Origin of the sequence: Parafrankia sp. EAN1pec (assembly GCF_000018005.1) — a bacterium.
GTDB lineage: Bacteria > Actinomycetota > Actinomycetes > Frankiales > Frankiaceae > Parafrankia > Parafrankia soli.
In genome coordinates this window covers 2,726,040-2,747,773 of record NC_009921.1, presented here as the reverse complement: position 1 = coordinate 2,747,773, position 21,734 = coordinate 2,726,040, and the positions used below count along the sequence as shown (strand labels likewise).

Sequence of the window (21,734 nt, the reverse complement as noted above, 5' to 3'; positions counted from 1 at the left end):
GCCGACGGTAGATCGCCGGTGCCGGGCCCGGCGACGGAGCTGGCCCGTCAGTTCGTCCGGGGGCTAACCGCACCGTTGCATGTGAGCGCCTGGTAACGCCTGGTAGCGCCTGGTCATGCCGCCTCGCCTCTCGGTGAGGCACCCCCGGTCTGACCCGCTCGCACGGGGTCATGCCCACGGTGCCGGGTTCCCGCTTCCCAGCCACCCGCCCAGCAAGCTGGGTCCTACGGTCGGCTCCACGGGCGTTTTCCGTCTCCGACGTACTGGCGGCGACGAGGTTGCGCAGGTTGACCGCGGCGTTCACGTCGCGGTCGATCACCAGCCCGCAGGACTGGCAGGCGAAGGTACGGTCCGACAGAGTGAGGCTTGGGTTTCGCCAGCCACAGCCGGAACAGGTCTTCGAAAACGGATACCAGCGGTCCGCGACGACGAGACGCGAGCCGTACCAGAGGGTCTTGTAGGTGAGTTGGCGCCGGATCTCGGCCATCGCGGTGTCCGAGACCGCGCGGGCGAGACGGCGGTTACGGACCATCCCGGCGACATGCAGATCCTCGACCACGATCACATCGTGGTTCTTCGTGAGCCGGGTGGTGAGCTTGTGCAGCCCGTCGCGCCGCTGGTGGGCGACGTGGGCGTGCAGGCGGCCCAGTTCGGCAGCGCGCTGGCGGCGGCCGGCACTGCCCGGCTTCGAGCGGGCACAGGCCCGGGACGCGGTACGCAGCCTGCGCAGCGAGCGGGCGAGTGGCTTGGGGTTGTCGACCTGCTCACCGGTCGACAGGACGGCGACACACGACGGCGGAGGGGCCGGAGCCGACGGAGAAGCTCAGAGCCGGCGGGGAGGGTTCAGAGCCGGCGGGCGAAGTGGAACGACGGGATGATGTAGCCGTTGCGCAGATAGAGGCGGTGGGCCTCGTGGCGGTGCGTACCGGCGTCCAGGTGGATCTGCGCGCAGCCCAGGCGCTTCGCCTCCCGTTCGACCCAGGCGAGCAGCCGGGTGGCGTGCCCACGCCCGCGCATGCCGGGCATCGTCGTCAGGTCGTCCACCAGCAGGTGCCGGCCGTAGGCGAGCGAGCTGCTCTCCCGGAAGCCGACGGCCGCCACGACCCTCCCGGTCTCGCCGTCCCACGACCCCACCAGGCGGTACCCCTGCGGACGCTGCACCTCGTTCACCAGCTTGACGAACCCGGTCGAGGTCAGATGAGGACGCAGCTGCCGCATGGGATCGAAAGCCAGCCAGGTGCGTTCGGCCTCCAGCTCCTCTATCTTCACATTACGCATTGTTACAGCTCGATGGCGTGATGTGTGGACGGCGCTGTGTGGACGGCGTACATCCCGCCGGGTGCGGCGCCCGAGACGCGGCACTCGTCCGGTGGCTCGGACACGCCGCCCGGGCCGAAAACGCCTCGCGAACTGTCGGACCCCCCGGCTAGGGTCCCCAGCGCGACCGGGAGATCGGCGCCGGTCACGCGGGCCCGCCCACACCGGACGGGCGTACACAGAGAGACCTCAGGATGCCTTCAGGAGCAGCGTTGTCGACGGCCGACCCACACTGTCCCGACTCACCCCATCCCGGCGCAGGCGGCCCGGCGCCGGTCGGCGGGGGCGGCCCGGTGCTGAACGGCCCGCGGCTGTGCCTGCGGCCGCTGACCGTCGAGGCGCTGGGAGCGCTGCTCGGCGGCGACCGCGCGGGCGCGCAGCGGGCCACCGGGGCGGTCTTCCCCGACCCGCTGGCGGCTCCCCCGCTGGAGGAGGGCGCCCTCGACCGGATGCGCGACCGCCTGGCGGCCAACCCGGCCGAACTGGGCTGGTGGGCCTGGCTCGCCGTCGACCGCGCCAGCGGGGCCGTGGTCGGGTCGCCGGCGCTGTCCGGCCCGCCCGACGCGGACGGCACCGTCGAGCTCGGCTACGCCACCTACCCCGAGTTCGCCGGGCGCGGGTACGCGGTCGAGGGCGGGCGGCTGCTGCTCGACTGGGCGTTCGAGGACCCGCGGGTCCGGCGGGTGCTCGCCGTCGTCCCGCCGGCGCACGACGCGTCGGTCAGCGTCGCGCGCCGGTTGGGCCTGTCTGTGATCGGCCGGGCGCACGACGAGGAGGCCGGCGAGCTGCTGCTGCTGGAACGCGCGCGGGCGGACCCGCCCACCGGCCCGTCCGCCCGCCGCTGACCGCCCAGCGCCCGACGCGCGGCGCCGGCTGTGCGGCGCTGACCGACCGCAACCACCGAGCACCGACCGTGCGGCGCCGGCGCGATCGGTCAGACGGCCTCGCCGAGGGTGTCCGCCGGCGCCTGCGCGCCGGTCAGGCACGCCGCGACGAACTCCACCACGGCGCGGACGAACACCAGCCGGTTCGCGCGCTCGGCGACCTCGTGGCCCTCGCCCTCGAAGAGCAGGTACTCGCACGGGATCCCGCGGGCCCGGGCCGCGGCGACAGTCTGCTCGGCCTCACACACGGGGACGTTGGTGTCGTTGGCCCCGTGCACGACCAGCAGCGGGGCCGCGAGCGCATCCATCCGGTGCAACGGCGACAGAGCCCGTAGCAGGTCGCGGTCGGTCGCCGGGTCGCCGTACTTGGTGACCGCCGGTGCGGCGATCCACGGTTCGGTGTGCCGGTAGAAGGTCTCCAGATCGACCATCCCGCACACGTCGACACCGACGGCGAACAGCTCGGGGTGGCAGACCAACGCGGCCAGCGTCAGGTACCCGCCGTAGGACCGGCCGGCCACGCCGATGTGGCCCGGCGCGGCCAGGCCCTCGGTGACCAGGTGCGTCACGGCACTCGCGACGTCGGCGATGCCGGCGAAGCGGCCGGCCAGGTGGTCGGCCTCCTCGAACGAGCGACCGAACCCGGTGGAGCCGCGCACGTTCGGCGCGAACACGGCGATGCCGCGGGCGAGCAGCGCGTGGAAGAGCGGGTTGAGGACGGGGCGCTCCTGCGCCTCCGGGCCGCCATGGAAGTAGAGCAGGGTGGGCACCGGCCCCGGGGCCACCCGCGGGCGGTACCACCAGCCGGTGAGCTCCAGCCCGTCGTGCGCGAGGAACCGGCGCGCGATCGGGCGGACGAACCGGTAGCCCACGTCCTCCGTCCCGCCGGGCACCTCGGGCGCCCCCGCCGGGCACGGGCCCGGGCCCGCGGTGTGCGTCCCGCTCGCGGCCACGGCCGTGATCTCGACGGTGGGGTACGCCGTCGGCGTGTGCGAGACCAGGCAGCGGTAGGCCGGCACGCCGCTGTCCGAGGTGCCCGCCGAGGTGCCGTCCGGGGCGTCCGACGCGGTGCCGGGCGGAATGCCCGCCGCGGTGCCGGTCAGGTCGCAGGTCCACACCTCGCTGGGGGCGGTGGAGCCGTCCAGCGCCAGGAGCAGGCTCGCCCCGCCGGGCCCGGGGAGCAGGCCGGTGACCACCTCGCGCGGCAGCGGCGGCAGGGCCCGCGACGTCCCGTCGTCCAGGCTGTGGACGGCGAGCTCGGTGCGCCCGCCGACGTTCCAGCCGAGCACGGCCGTGGCCGGGTCGAGGAGGAGGAAGCGCTCCAGGTCCGCGTCGTCCCGGCCGGCCAGCAGTCGGGTCGGCCCCGGCCGGCCGTGCGGGTCCAGGGGCACCTCGAGCAGGCCCGGCCGCTCGCGGCCCAGGTCGCAGGCGAGCAGGGCACGCGAGGCGTCCGCGGCGAAGGTGCCTGAGACGGCCGTGGTGGTGCCGCCCGCGACCTCGAACGCCTCGGTCGCCACCCCTCCGACGGTCCCCCCGCTGCCGGCCACTCCGCCGGCCATCTCGTCGTTGAGCGGGAACGCCTCGAGCGGGGCGGCGGCCGGTGCCAGCGGGTCGGGCGCGTCCACCCGGGCCACCAGCACGCGCCGGGCGCCCCGCGGGCCCTCCCGCAGGAGCAGCAGCCACCGGTCGGCGGTCTCGTGGACGGCGCAGACCTGCAGGGCCAGCCCCACCGCGAGGTGGCGGCGGTGGCCGGCCGGGTCGACGGCGACCGCGTGGGTCAGCCCGGAGCGGGCCGACTCGGTGACCACGAGCAGCCGGCCGCCCGCCGCCCACCGGGAGACCGTGGCCGCGCACGCCTCCACGGCTCCCGCCGTGCCGGGCCGGACGCCACCGGCCAGCCGGTGCGCCGCCGTGCCGTCCGGGCGGACCCTGCCGTCCGGGCGGACCCTGCCGTCCGGGCGGACAAGGTGGACCTCGGTGTGCTCCCCGCCGCCCGGGGCCACGGTGATCGCGATCCAGGCGCCGTCCGGGGACCACAGCGCCGACCGGACGTGCGCCGGGCCGGTGTCGAGGACCCGCTCCGTCCCGTCGGCCGCGCGGACCCACAGGGCCGGGCGCCCGGTGGCGTCCCCGACGAAGGCGATCGAGCCGTCCGGGCCGGGTGAGGGCCCGCGCACGCTCGGCGGCGTGGCCCACTCGTCCACCAGGTCCCGCGGTGCCGGGAGCGGCGGCTCGACCGCTCCCAGGACCGGCGAGTCCACCGGTTGGACCGGCACGGTACCGGCCGGCAGGGCGCCAGCCGGTGCCGCGGTGGTCTCAGACCGCGCCGCGGCGGTCCGGGACGGGACGCCGGTGAGCGCCGACTCGACCGGACGGATCATTCACACCCCCTGTGTCTGCAGCCACATCTCGAGCAGGGCGGCCTGCCAGAGCGCGTTCGCCCCGAGCGTCGTACGGTTCGAGTTCGGGTCGGCGAGCATCTCGTCGACCCAGTCCTTGCGGAACAGCCCGCGGCCCCGGGCGACCGGGTCGGTCAGCGCGTCGGCGACCCGGGCGAGGAACGGGCCGCCGAGGTGGCGGATCGCCGGCACCGGGAAGTACCCCTTCGGCCGGTCGATGACGTCCACCGGCATCAGCGGCCGGCTGAGGTCCTTGAGCACGCCCTTGCCGCCGGAGGCGAGCTTCAGCTCGGGCGGGCACGCGGCGGCGAGCTCGACGAGTTCGTGGTCGAGGAAGGGCGTGCGGGCCTCCAGGCCGGCCGCCATCGTCATGTTGTCGACCCGCTTCACCGGGTCGTCGACCAGCATCACCGTGGAGTCGATGCGCAGCGCGGCGTCGACCGAGGTCTCGGCGCCGGGCTCGGCGAACCGCTCGGCGACGAAGTGCCGACTGGCGTCACCCTCGATGAGGTGGTGCGACTCGACCATCGCCGGCAGCTCGGCGTGCGGCCGGTCGGCGAACACCCGCAGGTAGGCGTCGACGGCGTCGCCGCGCGGGACGGTCGCCAGCGGCGGGTACCAGGAGTAGCCGGCGAAGACCTCGTCCGCGCCCTGGCCGGACTGCACGACCTTGACGTGCCGGGCCACCTCCTGCGAGAGCAGGTAGAACGCGACGCAGTCGTGGCTGACCATCGGCTCGCTCATCGCGGCGACGGCCGCGTCGATCGCCGGCAGCAGCCGGTCGCCGGGGACGCGGATCTGGTGGTGGTCGGTGCCGAAGCGGCGGGCGATGATGTCCGAGTAGTGGAACTCGTCGCCGGACTCGCCGCCGGCGGCCTCGAAGCCGACGCTGAACGTGGCGAGGTCACGCTGGCCGGCCTCGGCGAGCAGCGCGACGATGAGGCTGGAGTCCAGGCCGCCGGAGAGCAGCACCCCGACCGGGACGTCGGCGACCATGCGCCGGCGCACGGCGGTGCGCAGCCGCTCGCCGATCGCGTCCCGCCAGTCGTCCGCCGTCCAGGAGGCGTGCTCCTCCTGACGGGTGGAGTCGGGCCGCCAGTAGACCTCGTCGCGGGTCGTGCCGTCCGCCTCGACGGTCCGGATGGTGGCCTGCGGCAGCTTGCGCACGCCGGTCAGGATCGTGTGCGGCGGCGGGACCACCGAGTGGAACGACAGGTAGTGGTGGAAGGCGACCAGGTCGATGTCGGAGGACACCCCGCCGCCGGCGAGCAGGGCCGGCAGGGTCGAGGCGAACCGCAGGCGGTGCGGGTCGCGCGTCACGTAGAGCGGCTTGATCCCGAGCCGGTCGCGGACGAGGACGAGCCGGCCGGTGTCGCGCTCGTACACGGCGAAGGCGAACATGCCGGCGAAGTGGTCGACGCACCGGGGGCCCCAGTGGTGGTACGCCTTGAGGATCACCTCGGTGTCGGAGGTGGAGAAGAAGCGGTAGCCGGCGTCGACGAGCCGGTCGCGCAGCTCCTGGTAGTTGTAGATGCAACCGTTGAACACCGCGGTGAGGCCGAGCGCGGTGTCGACCATGGGCTGGGCGCCCCGCTCCGACAGATCAATGATCTTCAGCCGACGGTGGCCGAACGCCACCGGGCCGGTGGCCCACAGGCCGACCCCGTCCGGGCCCCGCGCCTCCATTGCGGCGGTCATCCGCCCCACCGCGGCGACGTCCGCCTCACGGCCGTCGAACCTCAGCTCCCCGCTCAGCCCGCACATGGTCCAGCTCCCGTCGATCGGTTGGTCAGACGGCCGTTCTTCCCCTCCTCGACGACGTCCGCCCACCCGGTTCCGGGAACCCGCCGGGACCGACGGGGCGGATGCCCCGTGATGACGACGGGTGGCGCGGTGCCATGCCGAGGACCACATTCGACGGCCAAGGTTTCACCACAATGACAAGGATGTTGCGGTGCGCGACAGCGCCGGTCGCGGAACCTGCCAATCCGCCACCAACCGCCACAACCGGCTACACCCACGTGCCCGGCGGCCCGCCGCCGCCCGCTCGCACGCCGACGCGCGGCCGCACGGCGGGTGCCGCCAGAACGCCGACGGCCGGCGGCCCAGGGGACCGCCGGCCGTCGGGCACGCTCAGGGACGCAGCAGCCAGGTGTCCTTCGACCCGCCGCCCCGGGACGAGTTGACGATCAGGCTGCCCGGCGGCGCGACCCGGCTCAGGGCGGCCGGCGCGACCACCGCCGTCTCGCGGCCGGCGTAGACGAAGGCCCGCAGATCGACCGCGCACGGCTGGAGCTCACCGTCGACCCAGGTGGGATGGGTCGACAGGGCGACCATCTCCTGGCCGATCCAGCCACGCGGGTCGGCCAGGATCCGCTCGCGGACCTCGGTCAGCTCGAACGGCTCGGCCTGCGGGCCGATCACCACCCCGGAGCCCCCGTAGCCGTCCACCGGCTTCACGACGAGCTGCTCGAGGTGCTCCAGGACGTGCGAGCACTGCTCCTGATCACCGCACACATAGGTCGGGACGTCGTCGAGCAGCGGCTGCTCACCCAGGTAGTAGGTGATCATCCGGGAGACGTAGGCGTAGACGACCTTGTCGTCGGCGACCCCGTTGCCCAGCGCGTTCGCCAGCGCGAGCGAGCCAGCCCGCACCGCGCGCAGCAGCCCGGGGCCCAGTGGCAGCCCGTCAGCGCCCGGCAGCCCCGTCAGCTCGTCCTCGTCCACCCTCCGGTAGAGGACGTCGATCCGCCGCCGCCGCCCGCCGTCGACGGCGTAGAGCACGTCGTCGTCGACCAGGATGTCGGCCGGGGTCAGCAGCGGCACCCCCATCTCCTCGGCGAGGAAGGTGTGCTCGTAGTAGGCGGAGTCCTCCTCGCCGACGGTGAGGACGGCGACGGCGGGCTCGCCGCGCACCGCCGGCGGGGCGGCCGCGACCAGCGCCTCGTGTAGCAGCGCCGGCACCGCGTCCACCCCCAGGATGGCGCCGGGCGGGTTGAGCTCGGGCAGCGCCGACCGGGTCAGCCGCCGGCCCTCGATCGCGTAGGCGATCCCGGACGGCACCCGCAGGTTGTCCTCCAGCACGAGCCACTTGCCGTCGGCGCCGCGGACGAGGTCGATGCCCGCCACCGTCACCCGCACACCGCCGGAGCGCGGCGACCCGTCGCCGGAGAGGACCCGGCCGGAGTGGCGCAGCCCCGGCGAGTCGTTGACCAGCCAGGCCGGGATCACCCCGTCGGCGACCGCGGCGCGCTCGGAGTAGGTGTCGCGCAGGAACGCCTCCAGCGCCCGCACGCGCTGGGTGAGCCCGGACTGCAGGCGCTCCCAGTCGCCCGCGGTGACGACCCGCGGAACCAGGTCGAACGGGAACGGGCGCTGCTCGGTCTCGCCGTTCACCCGGAACACCACGCCGCGCTCGACCTGCTCGGCCTGCATGGCCTCGCCGCGCTCGGCGAGCACCGCCGGGCCGAGGCGGTCCAGGGTGCGCACCACGCCGCGGTAGTGCGGCCGGACACCACCGCCCTCGGCGATGACCTCGTCGAACCCGGACGGCTGGTAGCGGTCCAGCAGCGGCGGCAGCGCTGCCACCGCGCCCACCGACGGGACGGTGCCCGGCGGGTGGACCGCCGACGCCGGCGACTCGCGCGTCTCGGCCAGCACGAGGTCCGCGACGTCGGTCAGCAGGCCGCGGCGGGCGAAAGCCCGGCGCTGGCGGGACGCGGCGCTCCCCCGCCCCACCGCCGCCTCGGCCAGGTCACGCACCAGGTCCCAGTCCCCGACCTTCTCCAGGTCGGGACGGACCTCGGTGAGCAGCCGGCGCAGCAGCTCCTCGGCCGGCATGCAGCCGGTGCCCGACAGGTCCACGAGGTCGCTCTCGATGCCGGAGCGGGCCGCGCGCCAGGTCGCCGCGCGCAGCAGCTCGGCGCGCGGCGGCGGAGCCGGTGCGCCCGCCTCGACCGCCTCGATCGCCCGGCACACCAGCGCCCGGAACAGGCCGGCGATCAGGATGACGTTGTCGACGTCCGGGCAGGCGTCGCAGATGCGCAGCTCGACGGTGGGCAGGTGCGCGGACGGCCGGACGTCGAAGTAGACCATGCCCGGGTCGCTGATGACGCCCGACTTCACCAGGTCCGCCACCAGCTGGTCGTACTCGGCGGCGGTGCGGAACGGCCCGGCCACGCCGGCGGTCGGCCAGCGCTGCCAGACCATCGTCCGCATGCTCGCGTAGCCGCTGTCGGCACCGCGCCAGAACGGCGAGCTCGCCGACAGCGCCAGCAGCATCGGCAGCCAGGGGGCCACCCAGGCGGTGACGGCCATCGCCAGGTCGCGGTCGGCGACGTCGACATGGACCTGGGCGCCGCAGATGAGCTGCTCGCGCGCGAGGAGCTGGTACTCCTCGGTCATCTGGATGTAGCGCGCGTCCCGCGAGACGTCGAGGACGGACATGTCGACGATCGGCACCGTTCCCGCCGCGGCGGGGCCGAGGCCCAGCGGCTCGGCGACCGCGGCGAGGCGGCGGCGCAGGTCGAGCAGGTCCGCCCGGAGGTCGGAGAGGTCGGTACAGGGCCGGCTGTTGGTTTCGACCACGGAGCGCAGCAGCTCCGGGGAGAACTGGTCGTCGGGGAGGCCGCGCAGGATCTCCTCCGCGCGGGGTACCAGCTGCCTGGTAGCGAGATCGAGAATGTGGAATTCTTCTTCAACACCGACGGCCGCGATCCGCGCGTCGCTCATGAATACCTACACTAGACCCGAGGGGTTACGGCGATATGTCCTGAGTGTGTCACAGGTCGCCGTGAATCGGAATTCTTCGGGAGCGGTCTCCGATGGTGCCGCGCCCGGCACGAAAATCGCCCGCGCCGCGGCCGCGCCGCCGTCCTCGATGTTCACGTCGGCTCCGTACCTCATCCTGCGCGGTCGGCCGCGCATGGCGGTTCCATGCGGGCCGAATCCGCGGACGGCCACCGCTCACGCGGCCGGGGCCGGGAGCGGGCAACGCCCTGCGCGCCGGCCGGAGCACGCGTCCACCCCTGGGCCGGCATGGCTGTGGTACCCACAGGGAACCTGTTAAAACCGTGATGAAACACCCATGGGCAGCACGTCCTGCCTGCTCGCGGCGCATGTTCCGGGCGGCCGGGTACGCACCCGGCCGAACCCCGCGCGACGGTTCCGCCGGGGTCACCGCAGCACACATTCCATCGCCACGGGCGTCGCGACGGATCAGCCACGGAGCAGCCCACGGATCGGCCCACGGATCGGCCACCGGCCGGCCACGGATCGCCAGGGCGCCCGGACGCGGGGCCACCGGCCGGTTTCGGATACCGGACGATCCGGCCCGCGCGGGCACCGGCTGACCCGGCCACGCGCGGTACGCGAGACGATTCCGGCGAATAGCTACCGCCCGCGCAAACGCGGGCCGATTTACCGTCGCGGCAACGGCTCCAGGCCACGGAAACGGTATTCAGGAACGGAGATCACAACGTTTCCCATCCCGATTGGGACCGCGCGGAGGGCGGGGCAGGCGGGGCGGAGGCCCGGCGGAGCGCGGCCGGGCGGGCGGCGGCGGGCGGGCCTCGGCCGCGTGCCGGGCGTCACGGAGAGCAGCCGCGGTCGACCTGGGCGGGCCGGGTCAGCCGACGGGAGCCGGTGTCCGCTCGGGTGCGGGCACCGGCGTGACCTCCAGGGCCGTGCCGGGCAGCGCCTCGCGGATCTCGGCCGCGAGCAGGGTCCAGTCCGCCACCCGGGCCGAGGTCGTCCGGTAGGCGAGGCCGATGCGCCGGCGCGGCGCCGGGTTACGGAAGGTCGCCGTCGCCAGGCCGCGCCCCTCCCCCACCTCGACGCCCACCGCCGCCGCCGGGATCAGCGTCAGTCCCAGGCCGCCGGCGACCATCTGCACGATCGTGGACAGGCTCGCCGCGCGCAGCGCACTGCGCTCGCGTGCCCCGGCCTCGCGGCAGACGTCCAGGGCCTGCGCCCGGAAGCAGTGGCCGTCCTCGAGGAGGAGCAGGTCCCGGCCGCACAGGGAGGAGACCGGCAGCGCGGCGCTGCCGGCCATCGGGTGGTCGACGGGCGTCACGAGCACGAAGTCCTCGTCGTAGAGCGGCAGCTCGGCCACCCCGGGCTCGTCCGTCGGCAGGGCGAGCAGCGCCAGGTCCAGCGAGCCGCCGCGCAGCTCCTCCAGCAGCGCGGACGTCTGCGCCTCGCGCAGCCGCAGCCGCGCCTCCGGCCGGCGGGCCCTCAGCGACGGCAGCAGCTGGGGCAGCAGGTAGGGCGCCACCGTGGGGATGACGCCGAGCCGGATGTCGCCCGACAGCGGCGCCCGCGCGCGCACCGCGAGCTGGGCGATGTCGTCGACGGCCCCGAGCACCCCGCGCGCCCGCTGGACGATCTCCTCCCCCACCGGCGTCAGCAGCACGCTGCGGGTCGTCCGCTCGACGAGCTGGATACCCAGGGTGCGCTCCAGCGCGGCGACGGCGCTCGACAGCGTCGGCTGGCTGACGTGCAGCGAGGTCGCGGCCCGACCGAAGTGCCGGTGATCCGCGACACCCACGAGGGCTCGTAGCTGAGCGAGCGTGGGCTGAGGTTGGGCCATAGAGAGAAGCTATCAGACTTGCCGAATCTTTCGATTTCTCTTCTGAGTCCCCGATCGCGAGAGTGGAGCCCGTGCCCCACTCCGGGGCGCACCGAAAGGAGATCGTCCAGGTGCTGACCGTCGGCGACGTGTTCCCCGCCTATGACCTGACCGGCGTCGTGTCGAGCGACCCCGACACCGCGTTCATCCAGGAGACCTCCACCAGCCGCACCGGTCAGTGGCGGGTCGTGTTCTTCTGGCCGAAGGACTTCACCTTCGTCTGTCCGACCGAGATCGCCGCCTTCGGCCGGCTCAACTCCGAGTTCGCCGACCGCGACGCGCAGATCCTCGGCGTCTCGACGGACAACGAGTACGTCCACCTCGCGTGGCGGCAGAACCACTCCGACCTGCGTGAGCTCCCCTTCCCGATGCTGTCCGACATCAAGCGCGAGCTCGCCGTGGCCTGCGGGGTGCTCGGCGACGACGGTGTCGCGCAGCGGGCGACCTTCGTCATCGACCCGGACGGCGTCATCCAGTTCGTCATGGTCACCGCCGGCAGCGTCGGCCGGAACCCGGCCGAGGTGCTGCGCGTGCTCGACGCGCTGCAGACCGACGAGCTGTGCCCGTGCAACTGGCAGAAGGGAGAGGCCACCCTGGGTGCGGCGGCGGCCCCGGCGGAGGTCGCGGCGTAATGGGAGTCGCCCGGCTGCGGGAGCTGCTTCCCGACTACGCCAAGGACCTGCGCCTCAACCTCGGCTCGGTGACCTCCCAGTCGCAGCTGAACAACCAGCAGCTGTGGGGCACCGTTCTGACGTCGGCGATCGCCAGCCGCGGCGCGACCACCCTGACCGAGCTCGAGGCCGAGGCGCTGGAGCACCTCAGCCCCGAGGCCGCCAAGGCGGCTCGCACGGCCGCCGCGCTGATGGCGATGAACAACGTGTACTACCGGACGCTGCACCTGCTGGAGGACAAGGAGTACTCCAGGATGCGCGCCGGGCTGCGGATGAACGCCATCGCCAACCCCGGCGTCGACAAGGTCGACTTCGAGCTCTGGTCGCTGGCCGCGTCGGCGGTGAACGGCTGCGGCATGTGCCTGACCGCCCACGAGCACGAGCTGCGTGGGCGGGGGGTGTCGCGCGAGGTCATCCAGGACGCGATCCGGGTCGCCTCGGTCGTGCACGCGGTGGCCGTGACGATCGAGAGCCACGAGCAGGTTCCGGCCACCGCCTGAGCCCCCTGCCCCGTCGAGCGGGCCAGGCGGACGCCCACCCACCCCGCCCACCCTGCCCGCCATCCCCCAGCTGATATTCACCGAGGCCCGGTGTCGCGGTCCCCCCGACCGCGACACCGGGCCAGCCTCATCTCCGGGCCAACCCATGTCCGAGGCCACCCGCGGCCGGCGACGGCCGCGACTCGCTGTGGTCTCCCTGGTTGCCGACCGGCGACCGAGCGTGATCGCGAGAGACTCCCACCCACGGGCCGCGGGACACCGCCCCGGCACCGGATCGCACCGCCACGGCCGGAGAACACGCAGATCCGGCCGTTGACCGGACTCCCACCGGCGCGGCGGCGGCAAGGTCTGAGCATCCTCACTTCAGCACTTTGAGTAACCATGACGCCCCATTGAGCCAAGCCATCTTTGGTTTACACCGTGGTCTGATTCCTCCCAGCCCAACCAGGCAGTCCATCTGATGCCACAATGCAACTTCACAAGCACGCCTTGTAGTCGGAGTTGGGCAACAGTCGCAGGTCGCAACGGTGCCAGGTCGACCGGGATCGCCTCACCGACGGGCAGCGGCGGGCACCGACGGGTCCTCCCGGCGGAGCCGACCGCCGACGACGAGCGTGGACAAGGGCAACACGGACGCCGCCGGCCGCGACAACGAGCGGGCACCGGCAGCTTGAGGAACTGGGGGACCATCATCATGGCGTTACTGAATCCGGCAAATGTGAGCACATCTCGGAGCGGGCACGCGCTGCGGGTGCCGCGGCGCGGCGGCGAGGGTGCCGTCACGGCCGCGTCTGACGGATCCGGCGCCGGATCAGCCGGCCCACCGCGGATCCCACTGCTCCCCGAGAACAAGGTCGGTCAGCAGGTCCGCGTGCCCAAGACCGCCGAGCTCGTCGCGGCCCAGCTCCGCCGCCAGATCGTCCGTGGTGAGCTCGTCGAAGGCGACGCCCTACCCCCCGAAGCCGTCCTCATGGAACAGTTCGGCGTCTCCCGCCCCACCCTGCGCGAAGCCTTCCGCGTCCTCGAATCCGAAGCCCTCATCTCCGTCCGCCGCGGCGCCCACGGCGGCGCCCGCGTCCACACCCCCGACGGCCAGGTCGCCGCCCGCTACGCCGGCCTCGTCCTCGAACACCGCCACACCACCCTCGCCGACGTCCACACCGCCCACACCCTGCTCGAACCCGCCGCCGTCCGACTCCTCGCCACCCACCACACCGACACCACCCTCACCACCCTCCACACCGCCCTCACCCACCCCGACCCCACCCACTTCCACCACCAACTCCTCGAACACGCCGGCAACCAGACCCTCACCATGATCGCCGGCATGCTCCGCCACATCCTCGACACCCACACCACCACCCCCCACCCCACCCACACCACCCCCCACAACCACCACGACCACACCCACCTCCTCGACCTCATCGCCCGCCACGACACCGACGCCGCCGAAGCCCACTGGCGCACCCACATCGCCACCACACCCAGCCAGCCACCCAGCACCGTCATCGACCTGCTCGGCGAATAGGCGCCGGCGGACAGGCACCAACGGACAGGCACCTCGGTGGGCCCGGCGTGCCCTCGCGTCACCACGCAGGGCACGCCGGTGGGCACACGACGTCGCATGGGCAGAACCGAGGGCGACCGGCCGGGAACGGAATCGGCCCTGCCGGCACGGAAAACGGCTCGGCTGGCACAGAAGGGTGAGGTCGGAAACACGAACGACCCCAACCTTTCACCAACGCTGGTGGTGGAATGGCGCACGCCACGTTACGGTGTGCGCCATGCCGCTGTCGGGACTCGCCTGGCAGACTCTCCCGGATGCGGGGGCGTTGGCCCTGGTCGACACAAGTTCACGGCGGGCTGCAGCACTTGCCCGTCCCCATCCCAACGAGCTCCCCATGATCGACGTGGTCGACGTCGAACGCCTTGTCGTGGCGTGGCTGTCGCCACACACCCGGTATGCCGCCGAACAACACCTGGCCGAACGGGTCGATGACGATCCACACCGAACGATGGGGGCGTTGTGCTGGCTACTCGCCATGTGGACGGTCACGATCCACCTGCGCACCGGGCAGTCCCCGTCCGCGGTGATCTCCGCGATGTCCTACCGGGTGGTGTGGCGCAGCCCGGAGGCGCCGGAGTCGGAACGGGTCTGGGAGATCCTCACCGACCAGATCAGGCTCGGCACCCTGGCCGCCCTGACCGCGGACCGTGACACCGCCGTCGAGTTCCACTCACGCGTCGACAACCCGCGCGGGCTGGCGCCCGTGCTGCTGCGCCACGCACTCGGCGTGATGGCGGGTGTCGTCGACGACATGAACATCATCGGCGTGGACCCGCAGGACATGGCGGGCACCCTCGCGCTCTACACGATCGACCCGGACGGGCCGACCGTGCCGTGCTTCCGACCGCTCACCTGAACGGACAGGGCGCGCGCCGCGCCGCCCCGGGCGACCATCCGCGCGGCGACGGATCCCGTGGTGACGCTCCATGACGGCCGGGCCGGCCGCCCGTTTCCTGTGCGGGCGGCGCGCCCGCCACGGCCGCCCCGTGCCGCCACCGACCGCCAGCCGCCGGTGCGGGCCGCCCGGGGCGCCGGCTGCGCACCGGCGCCGTGCGGGCCCGCGGGCGGGGAGTCGATGTAGACCGCTCTCGTCATCCCGGCGTGGCCGTGGATGGCGAGCAGCGTCTCCATCGACGGGTAGATCGCGACCGACCCGTGCTCGGAGTTCCACCACAGGACGCAGGTGCCATCGGGAGCCTGCGCCCCGAAGGCGACCGAACCCGTACCGGACACTCCGGACACATCGACATCACGCTCGAGATGAAACCGCCGTACCTGGCGAGCGGACATACTGGCCGACCTCCTCGCGGGTCACATCGCCGTGCCCCTGGGCGTTGCCCTACACCCCACCGGCGGCCACCCGGCCACCGGCTGGTCGGGCCACCGTAGCCGCCGGTGTCGGCGGCGGTCACCCGTTTCGCCGCGCCGGGCCGCGGCGCGCCCGCACGTGCAGGGCGTCGCCGCAGGTCACACGCGCATGCCCACCTGATCAGACCACAGCAGTGTCCACCTGACAGCCCTGGCACACCATGGGCTCCCCAAGCTCCGCTCAGCCGGCGGCGTGGAACAGCGCCTCGGGAAACCGGCGGGCGGCGGCCGAGGTGAGGAACGAGTCGTAGGTGGTGGCCCCGAGCAGCCGGCGCTCCAGGAATGCCACCGTGTAGTAGGTCGTCAGGCGATGGGCGCGGTCGATGTCGACAGCCGGCGGCCGGCAGGTCACCTCCGCCGTCACCTCCAGCCGCACCCGCACGCCCTCGGGCACCGGGCGGTCCCGCACCGCCGCGGCCTGGGCGCAGATCTCGGTGAACGAGTTGTGCATCCCGCCCGTCACCGTGACCAGGTAGCGCGGGTGCGCGCCGTGGAGCCCGTCGAAGGTGCGCCCGGCGTTGCGCTCCACCGGCGCCGCCAGGTCGTCGCTGCCGCCGACGAGCAGTACCGGGACGCGCACCCGGTCGAGTTCCCGCTCCGGTACGACCTCGGTGGCCGGCGCGATCCCGACCACGGCCCGCACCCGCGGGTCGGCCGGCGCCCGTAGGAAGCCCACGGTCGAGACCGCCGAGGTCAGCCCGCCGAAGGAGAACCCGACGACGCCGACCTCGTCCGCGCGCACCATCCGCGACAGCGGGCAGTCCGGCTTCGTGAACGCGCTGATCACCGCCGAGACGTCGAGCAGCCGGTCGCTGGCGAGCTCGACGAGCGGGGCCTGCCGGCCCTCGGCCGCCTCGATCATGGTGTCGCCGGGATGGTCCGGCGCGGCCACGACGAAGCCGTGCGTCGCCAATGCCTCGGCCAGGTAGGCGAGCTGCACCCGGCCGCCGGCGCTGCCGTGCGATACGACCACGAGTGGGAAGCGGCCCGGTGCCACCGGTATCTCCTCGTGGGCCAGGGCCGACGACACGTCCACGCCCGGCGCCACCGGGTACCGCGCCACCGGGTACTGCGCGGCCGGGTACTGCGCGGCTGGGGGCAGCGCCACCGGGCCGAGGCGCGCTGGAGCGCCCGGGTACCAGACCGAGGTGGTCAGCAGCCGGCCCGGGCGCCCCGGATCCGAGACGGTCAGGGTCTGGTAGCCGGCGGTGAACGGGCCCGGCTCATCGGGCGCCGCGGGCGGTGCCACGCCGGTGGACCCGCCGGCCAGGACCACGCCTGCCCGGGCCGGGCCGGCGGACGGCGGGCCGGACAGACAGAGGAGCAGCCCCAGAAGCAGGGCGGCCACCAGCAGGGCACGCGGCACGACCGCGCCGCTTCCGGCGCTTCCCACCATGCGGCTGACACTACGCACGGTGACGGCACCCGGTGCGCGGCGCGGCCCTTCTAAGCCGCATCGCCCCGTCTGCCCGGCGTGCGGCTGCTCAGAGGACAGCCGTCACCGCCGGTTGCCGAGGCTCATCACCGTCGTGACGTCGTCGCCGTCCGGGCCGCCGAGCAGCTCGGTGAGGCGGCGCGGACGGCCGACATGATAGCCCTGCGCCAGGCCCACACCGAGGTCGAGCAGCACCTGCGGCAGCGACGCGCGGTCCACCCCCTCGGCGATGACCAGCATGCCGGCCGTCCGCGCGATCTGGACGACCGCCTCCACCAGGGAGCGGTCGCGCGGGTTCGCGTCGGCGTTGCGGACGACGTTCGCGTCGATCTTCACGGCCCACAGCGGGAGGTTGCGCAGCGCGACGACCGCGCCCGTCTGCATCCCGAAGTCGTCCAGCAGGACGGGGCAGCCGGCGGCGCCGAGCTGCTCGGCAAGCCGCCGGGCCGCGTCCGGGCTGGCCACCGCCGCGCTCTCGGAGATCTCCAGGCCCAGCCGGGAGGGGTCGACGCGGCCGTCCCGCAGGGTGGAGAGCACGAAGTCACCGAAGGCGGGGTCGTGCAGGGACCGCGCGGCCAGGTTGACGTACAGCCGGCCCGGCACGCCGCTGACCAGGGCGTTGACCGCCCGGAGGACGACCCACCGGTCGAGGTGCAGGCCCAGGTCGGTGTGCTCGGCCGCCGCGAGGAAGCCCCGCGGCCCGAGCTCGGGCCACACGCCGTCCCGCAGCCGGGAGAGCAGCTCGAAGCCGACCACCTCGCGGCTGGCGAGATCGACGAGGGGCAGCACGTCCAGCGACATCTGGCCGCTGTCGAGCGCGGCGGCGACCCGGCTGGTCACCGTCACCCGCAGCGCGGCCTCGTCGTACTGCTCCCGGGTGAACAGCCGGGCCCGGTTGCGCCCGGCCCGCTTCGCCTCCCGCAGCGCGAGATCCGCCCAGGCAAACGCGGCCTCGCTGCCGGCCGCCAGGTCCAGCGGGACGACGCCGATGCTGACCGTGGCCCGGGCCGGGAGCTCGCCGGGCGCGACGGGCCTGGTGGCGAGCGCGGCGCACAGCCGCTCGGCGACGGCCAGCCCCTCGCCGCCGCCACCGGTGGGCAGGAGGACGGCGAACTCATCCCCGCCGAGCCGGCCGAGCATCGCCTCGGGCAGCTCGGCGCGCAGGCTGTGGGCGAGCCCGCGCAGGACGGCGTCGCCCGCGGTGTGGCCCTGCAGGTCGTTGACGTCGGCGAGGTGGTCGACGTCGAGCAGCAGCAGGCAGCCCGGTGGGCCCGCCGGGCCCGAGGTCTCCGCCTCGACCGCCGTGCCGGCGCCGGCGGCCGCGGTTGCCGCGGCCGCGATACGGCCGTCCAGCTCCTCGGCCATGGCGTACCGGGTGGCGAACCCGGTGAGCGGGTCGACGGCGGGGGCGGCCGGGAGTGCGCCGCCGGCCGCCGCGGCGGCGTCGGCCGCGTGACCGTCGGCGCCGCCGGCCGCGTGGTCGACGCCGTGGTCGGCGACGTGGTCGAGGGCGTTGTCCGGGTGGTCGAGGGCGTATCCGGCGTCCGCCGCTTCGGGGCCGCCGCCGGGCTGGGCCGGGGACGGCGCTTCGGTGCCCGCGGCCAGCACGATCGCCGCCGCGGCGTCGAGCCAGGCGGCGTCCTCGGGATCGAGGCCGCCCGCCGCGTCGGTGTCCCGGCCGCCGGCGGCCGGGCCGGAGGACCCGGCGGGTGGGAGATCCTCCGCGAGGCCGGAGTCGGCGGGCGCCGGGCGCTGGCCGGCCGCCAGGGCGGCCAGGGCGGCCTCGGTGGCGGCGATCTCGGCGGCCCGCGCGGCGTCGGCGGCCTCGCCGGTGAGGTCGACGATCTCGAAGAGCAGCAGCTCCGAGGGCTGCCCGGCGCTCATATCGCGGCAGCTGATGCGCAGCCGGCGCGGCTCGCCGTCGGCGCCGGCCCAGTCGAGGACGGCGGGCGGGGCCGCCGGGTGCAGCCCGGTCAGCGGCAGGCCGGCCTCGGCGACCGCGAGCCGCGCCTCGAACGGCGAGTCGGGGTTCCGCGTCCCGGTGACGAGGTCGACGAGGGCGTCGTTGACCCACGCCACCCGGCCGTCCGCAGTGACGATCAGCATGCCGACAGAGGAAGCCGCCGCGGCCAGCCCCGCAACCCCAGCGATCACCGCACCTCCCGCACCGCGCCGCCCGGAGTGCGCAGTCTAATGTCCGAAAGGACCCCAACCGTCGTTCACCGCGCCGCGCCGGGCACCACTTCCACTGGCGGGCCGGCCGCGGCGGAGCGCAGCTCGGAGTCCAGCCCGGCCCGGCTGGCGAGCTCGACGGCCAGCTCACGCGCCCACGGCAGGACCGGCCCGAGATCGACGGCGACCAGCCGCCCGTCGGCGACGACCCGCTCACCGGCCACCCACACCCCGGTGACGTCCCGCGGGGAGGCACAGTAGACAACCGCCTGGTAGGGGTCGTGCACGAGCGCCAGCGACGGGCTCGCCTCGGCGAGGTAGACCAGGTCGGCGGCCTTGCCGACCTCCAGGGAGCCGACCTCGTCGGCGAGCCCGAGCGCCCGCGCACCCTCGATGGTCGCCATCCGCAGCACCGTCGGCGCCGTCAGGGCCGTCGCCTGCAGGTGGTGCACCTTCTGCAGCAGGGCGGCGATTTTCATCGTCTCCAGCATGTTCTGGCTGTCGTTGCTCGCCGCGCCGTCCACGCCGAGCGCGACGGTGAACCCGTCGCGCAGCAGCCGCGGGACCTGGCACACCCCGCTGGCGAGGATCATGTTCGAGACGGGGCAGTGCGCGACCGCGACCCGGTGCCGGCGCAGCAGTTCTACGTCGGTGTCGTCGAGCCACACGCAGTGCGCGGCCACGACCTGCGCGTCGAGCAGCCCGCGCCGCGCGGCGAACTCGATCGACCCGGTGCCGCGCGTCGTCCGCGACGCGGTCACCTCCTCGCGGATCTCGTGCAGGTGGACGTGCAGCCGGCCGGTCTGCGCGACCAGCCGGGCCGTCTCGTCGAGCAGCTCGTCGCTGCTCGACGGCACGGTCGCCAGGCCCACCCGGAAGGTGGTCCGGCGGGAGTTGCGGGCCGCGTCGGCGAGCGCCGCGTGCTCGGCGAGGACGGCCGCGACCGGCCGGGGGTTCGCCGAGTCCGCCGGGCCGAACGACACATCGCCGCGTAGGCCGACGGCGTCGAGGGCGTCGACCACCCCGGGGGTGACCGGGGTGGCCCCGGCCGCCGAGCAGAACATGTCTGCGACCGTCGTCACCCCGGAACAGGCCAGCTCGGCCGCCTTGAGCAGCGTCCCGACGTAGGCCATGTCCCGGGTGAGGTGCCCCTCGATGGGCTCGACGACGCGGACGAACCACTCCCACAGCGTGTGCGTCTCACCGATGCCGGTGACGAGCCCCTCGGAGAAGTGCCCGTGCGCGCTGACCAGCCCCGGGATCAGGATCCCGCCGCCGTCCCCGACCACCGGCAGGTCCGCGAACCGCGCCCGGACGTCCGCCGCGGTGTCGACGGCGGCGATCCGCCCACCGACGACGGCGACCGCGGCGTCCCGCAGGTGGCCGCGGGGCCCCATGGTCAGGACGTGCCGGGCCCGCACGACGAAGTCGGCGGGCAGCGGAGCGGGACCCGCCGGTGGTGGGGTCACTTGAGGCCGATCGAGGTGTTGATGAACTCGTTCGTGAACAGGTCACCGGGTGCCAGGCCGGCCTTGAGCTCCTTGCGCTGGCCGGTGAAGATCGGCTCGAGGATCTCGATCATCCGGGCCAGCCGGTCCTCCTCCATGTCGCCGACGGCCGCGTTCGGCCCGTTGGCAACCAGGCCGCGCTCCTTCATCGTGGTGACGGCGAAGTCGGCCAGGCCCGGCGAGTAGTTCCACACCGAGACGTCGTCGGCCTGCACGGCCTTGATGATCAGGGCGTTGGTCTCGGCCGGGTCGCTCACGAAGTCGACCTGCGACTGCTGGACGATCGGGATCAGCTTCTTCAGGCAGGGCGCGAGGGTCTCCTTGTCACCGGAGCGGATCGACAGCGCCTGACCGTAGACCGGGTACCCGGTGTCGTTGATCAGCTGGAGGTCGACGTCGTAGCTGCGCCCGTCATCCAGCTCGTTCTTGTAGATGTAGGGCTCGGAGGTGGCGAACCCGCCCTGCGCGACGGCGCCGTCCTCGGTCACCCAGCGCGACGGGCCGCCGTCGTAACTGCCGTCGACCTGGGACGCCCGCAGGATGCCCGCGCCGAGCAGGTACTGCATGTAGGTGTCGGTCTCGTAGTACAGGACCTTCGTGTCGGTCTGGCCGATGTCGACCAGGGTGTGGAAGTTCGGGTTCTTCACCTTGTCCCACATGATCATAATGGGGCTGACCTCGAACGGGGCGAAGACGGCCGTGGTCGGCTGGTCCTTGGAGTTCTGGATCGCCTCGTCCGAGGAGACCAGGCCCAGGTCGATCTCCGGGTCAAGGTAGAGCTGGGAGCTGACCTGCTCGAAGCCGATGGCCGGCCCGCCGAAGCGCACCTCGACGTTGACACCCGTGTCCTTGCCCTGGGCGACCAGCGACCCGGTGATGCGCTTGCCACCGGTGTCGATCTTGGCGTCCGGGCCGATCAGGTTGTAGAGGAAGCCGTACTCGGACTCGGCGAACCAGTCCGTCTGGATCACCACGTTCTCCGGGCAGACCCCGGCGAGGTCGAGGGCGCCACCCGCCTCGACCGCCGGCGCCCGCTCACCGCCGGAACTACTCTCGCCCGTCGTCGAGTCACCGGAGCAGGCCGCCAGTGCCAGTGCCGCCGTCGCGCCCAGGGCCACCACGCCCAGTTTTGTTCGTCTCATGTTCTCGCCTTTCAGGGAAGTGTGCGTTTCACGGGGTCCGGAAGGGCGCCGGCACAGTGGGAGGCGGGCCGGGTCCGGCGGGGCGAGGCCGGCTGACCGCGGTTGTCCGGCCGACCTCTGTTGTCCGACCGACCAGGGCGGTT

At 73.8% G+C, this 21,734-nt stretch carries 15 protein-coding genes and 1 pseudogene; 5 read left to right on the top strand and 11 right to left on the bottom strand.

The window, feature by feature from the left end; genetic code table 11:
• Positions 1 to 113 precede the first annotated feature (113 nt).
• Together FRANEAN1_RS11270 and FRANEAN1_RS11265 are read right to left on the bottom strand one after the other, a co-directional pair.
• Positions 114 to 787: pseudogene (locus FRANEAN1_RS11270) on the bottom strand (RNA-guided endonuclease TnpB family protein); the annotation flags it as partial.
• 56 nt (positions 788 to 843) lie between these two features.
• Entirely contained in the window at positions 844 to 1,269 is a 426-nt protein-coding gene (locus FRANEAN1_RS11265) for a GNAT family N-acetyltransferase (protein ID WP_041255763.1), read from the bottom strand.
• Positions 1,270 to 1,529: 260 nt separating this feature from the next.
• On the opposite strand from FRANEAN1_RS11265, the gene FRANEAN1_RS11255 reads away from it, so the two are divergent.
• A complete protein-coding gene (locus FRANEAN1_RS11255) occupies positions 1,530 to 2,162 on the top strand; it encodes a GNAT family N-acetyltransferase (protein ID WP_347177081.1) in 633 nt (210 codons plus the stop codon).
• Positions 2,163 to 2,251: 89 nt separating this feature from the next.
• Here the strand turns inward: FRANEAN1_RS11255 and FRANEAN1_RS11250 are convergent, their stop codons facing one another.
• The 4 genes from FRANEAN1_RS11250 to FRANEAN1_RS11235 all read right to left on the bottom strand — a co-directional run bounded on the left by FRANEAN1_RS11250 (position 2,252) and on the right by FRANEAN1_RS11235 (position 11,189).
• Positions 2,252 to 4,582 (bottom strand): prolyl oligopeptidase family serine peptidase, encoded by a 2,331-nt coding sequence (locus FRANEAN1_RS11250; RefSeq protein WP_020459895.1) that lies wholly within the window; start codon positions 4,580 to 4,582, stop codon positions 2,252 to 2,254.
• Complete coding sequence (locus FRANEAN1_RS11245) at positions 4,583 to 6,364, bottom strand: N-acetylglutaminylglutamine amidotransferase (RefSeq protein ID WP_020459894.1); 1,782 nt, start codon at positions 6,362 to 6,364, stop codon at positions 4,583 to 4,585.
• A gap of 369 nt (positions 6,365 to 6,733) precedes the next feature.
• Positions 6,734 to 9,331 carry a carboxylate--amine ligase/circularly permuted type 2 ATP-grasp protein gene (locus FRANEAN1_RS11240; RefSeq protein WP_020459893.1) on the bottom strand — a complete coding sequence of 866 codons (2,598 nt, stop codon included), beginning with the start codon at positions 9,329 to 9,331 and terminating at the stop codon, positions 6,734 to 6,736.
• Between the two features lie 895 nt (positions 9,332 to 10,226).
• Positions 10,227 to 11,189 (bottom strand): LysR substrate-binding domain-containing protein, encoded by a 963-nt coding sequence (locus tag FRANEAN1_RS11235; protein ID WP_020459892.1) that lies wholly within the window; start codon positions 11,187 to 11,189, stop codon positions 10,227 to 10,229.
• A gap of 110 nt (positions 11,190 to 11,299) precedes the next feature.
• On the opposite strand from FRANEAN1_RS11235, the gene FRANEAN1_RS11230 reads away from it, so the two are divergent.
• From FRANEAN1_RS11230 to FRANEAN1_RS11215, 4 genes are all read left to right on the top strand, one after another.
• On the top strand, positions 11,300 to 11,860 hold the full coding sequence (locus FRANEAN1_RS11230) for a peroxiredoxin (protein ID WP_020459891.1): 561 nt from the start codon (positions 11,300 to 11,302) through the stop codon (positions 11,858 to 11,860).
• Complete coding sequence (locus FRANEAN1_RS11225; RefSeq protein WP_020459890.1) at positions 11,860 to 12,399, top strand: carboxymuconolactone decarboxylase family protein; 540 nt, start codon at positions 11,860 to 11,862, stop codon at positions 12,397 to 12,399. Before FRANEAN1_RS11230 ends, FRANEAN1_RS11225 begins: the two co-directional genes overlap by 1 nt.
• A gap of 694 nt (positions 12,400 to 13,093) precedes the next feature.
• Positions 13,094 to 13,927 carry a GntR family transcriptional regulator gene (locus FRANEAN1_RS11220; RefSeq protein ID WP_020459889.1) on the top strand — a complete coding sequence of 278 codons (834 nt, stop codon included), beginning with the start codon at positions 13,094 to 13,096 and terminating at the stop codon, positions 13,925 to 13,927.
• A gap of 256 nt (positions 13,928 to 14,183) precedes the next feature.
• Complete coding sequence (locus tag FRANEAN1_RS11215) at positions 14,184 to 14,822, top strand: hypothetical protein (RefSeq protein ID WP_020459888.1); 639 nt, start codon at positions 14,184 to 14,186, stop codon at positions 14,820 to 14,822.
• On the opposite strand, the gene FRANEAN1_RS11210 is transcribed toward FRANEAN1_RS11215, so the two are convergent.
• From FRANEAN1_RS11210 to FRANEAN1_RS11190, 5 genes are all read right to left on the bottom strand, one after another.
• Complete coding sequence (locus FRANEAN1_RS11210; RefSeq protein ID WP_020459887.1) at positions 14,768 to 15,256, bottom strand: hypothetical protein; 489 nt, start codon at positions 15,254 to 15,256, stop codon at positions 14,768 to 14,770. The genes FRANEAN1_RS11215 and FRANEAN1_RS11210 overlap by 55 nt on opposite strands.
• A 259-nt stretch (positions 15,257 to 15,515) precedes the next feature.
• The gene (locus tag FRANEAN1_RS11205; protein WP_041254011.1) at positions 15,516 to 16,730 is read right to left on the bottom strand and encodes a dienelactone hydrolase family protein; all 1,215 of its coding nucleotides are present in this window, start codon (positions 16,728 to 16,730) and stop codon (positions 15,516 to 15,518) included.
• A 102-nt stretch (positions 16,731 to 16,832) separates the two neighbouring features.
• The gene (locus tag FRANEAN1_RS11200; protein ID WP_020459885.1) at positions 16,833 to 18,923 is read right to left on the bottom strand and encodes an EAL domain-containing protein; all 2,091 of its coding nucleotides are present in this window, start codon (positions 18,921 to 18,923) and stop codon (positions 16,833 to 16,835) included.
• A 65-nt stretch (positions 18,924 to 18,988) separates the two neighbouring features.
• A complete protein-coding gene (locus tag FRANEAN1_RS11195) occupies positions 18,989 to 20,410 on the bottom strand; it encodes an amidohydrolase (RefSeq protein ID WP_020459884.1) in 1,422 nt (473 codons plus the stop codon).
• Positions 20,407 to 21,591 carry a hypothetical protein gene (locus tag FRANEAN1_RS11190; protein WP_020459883.1) on the bottom strand — a complete coding sequence of 395 codons (1,185 nt, stop codon included), beginning with the start codon at positions 21,589 to 21,591 and terminating at the stop codon, positions 20,407 to 20,409. Before FRANEAN1_RS11190 ends, FRANEAN1_RS11195 begins: the two co-directional genes overlap by 4 nt.
• Between the last annotated feature and the right edge of the window lie 143 nt (positions 21,592 to 21,734).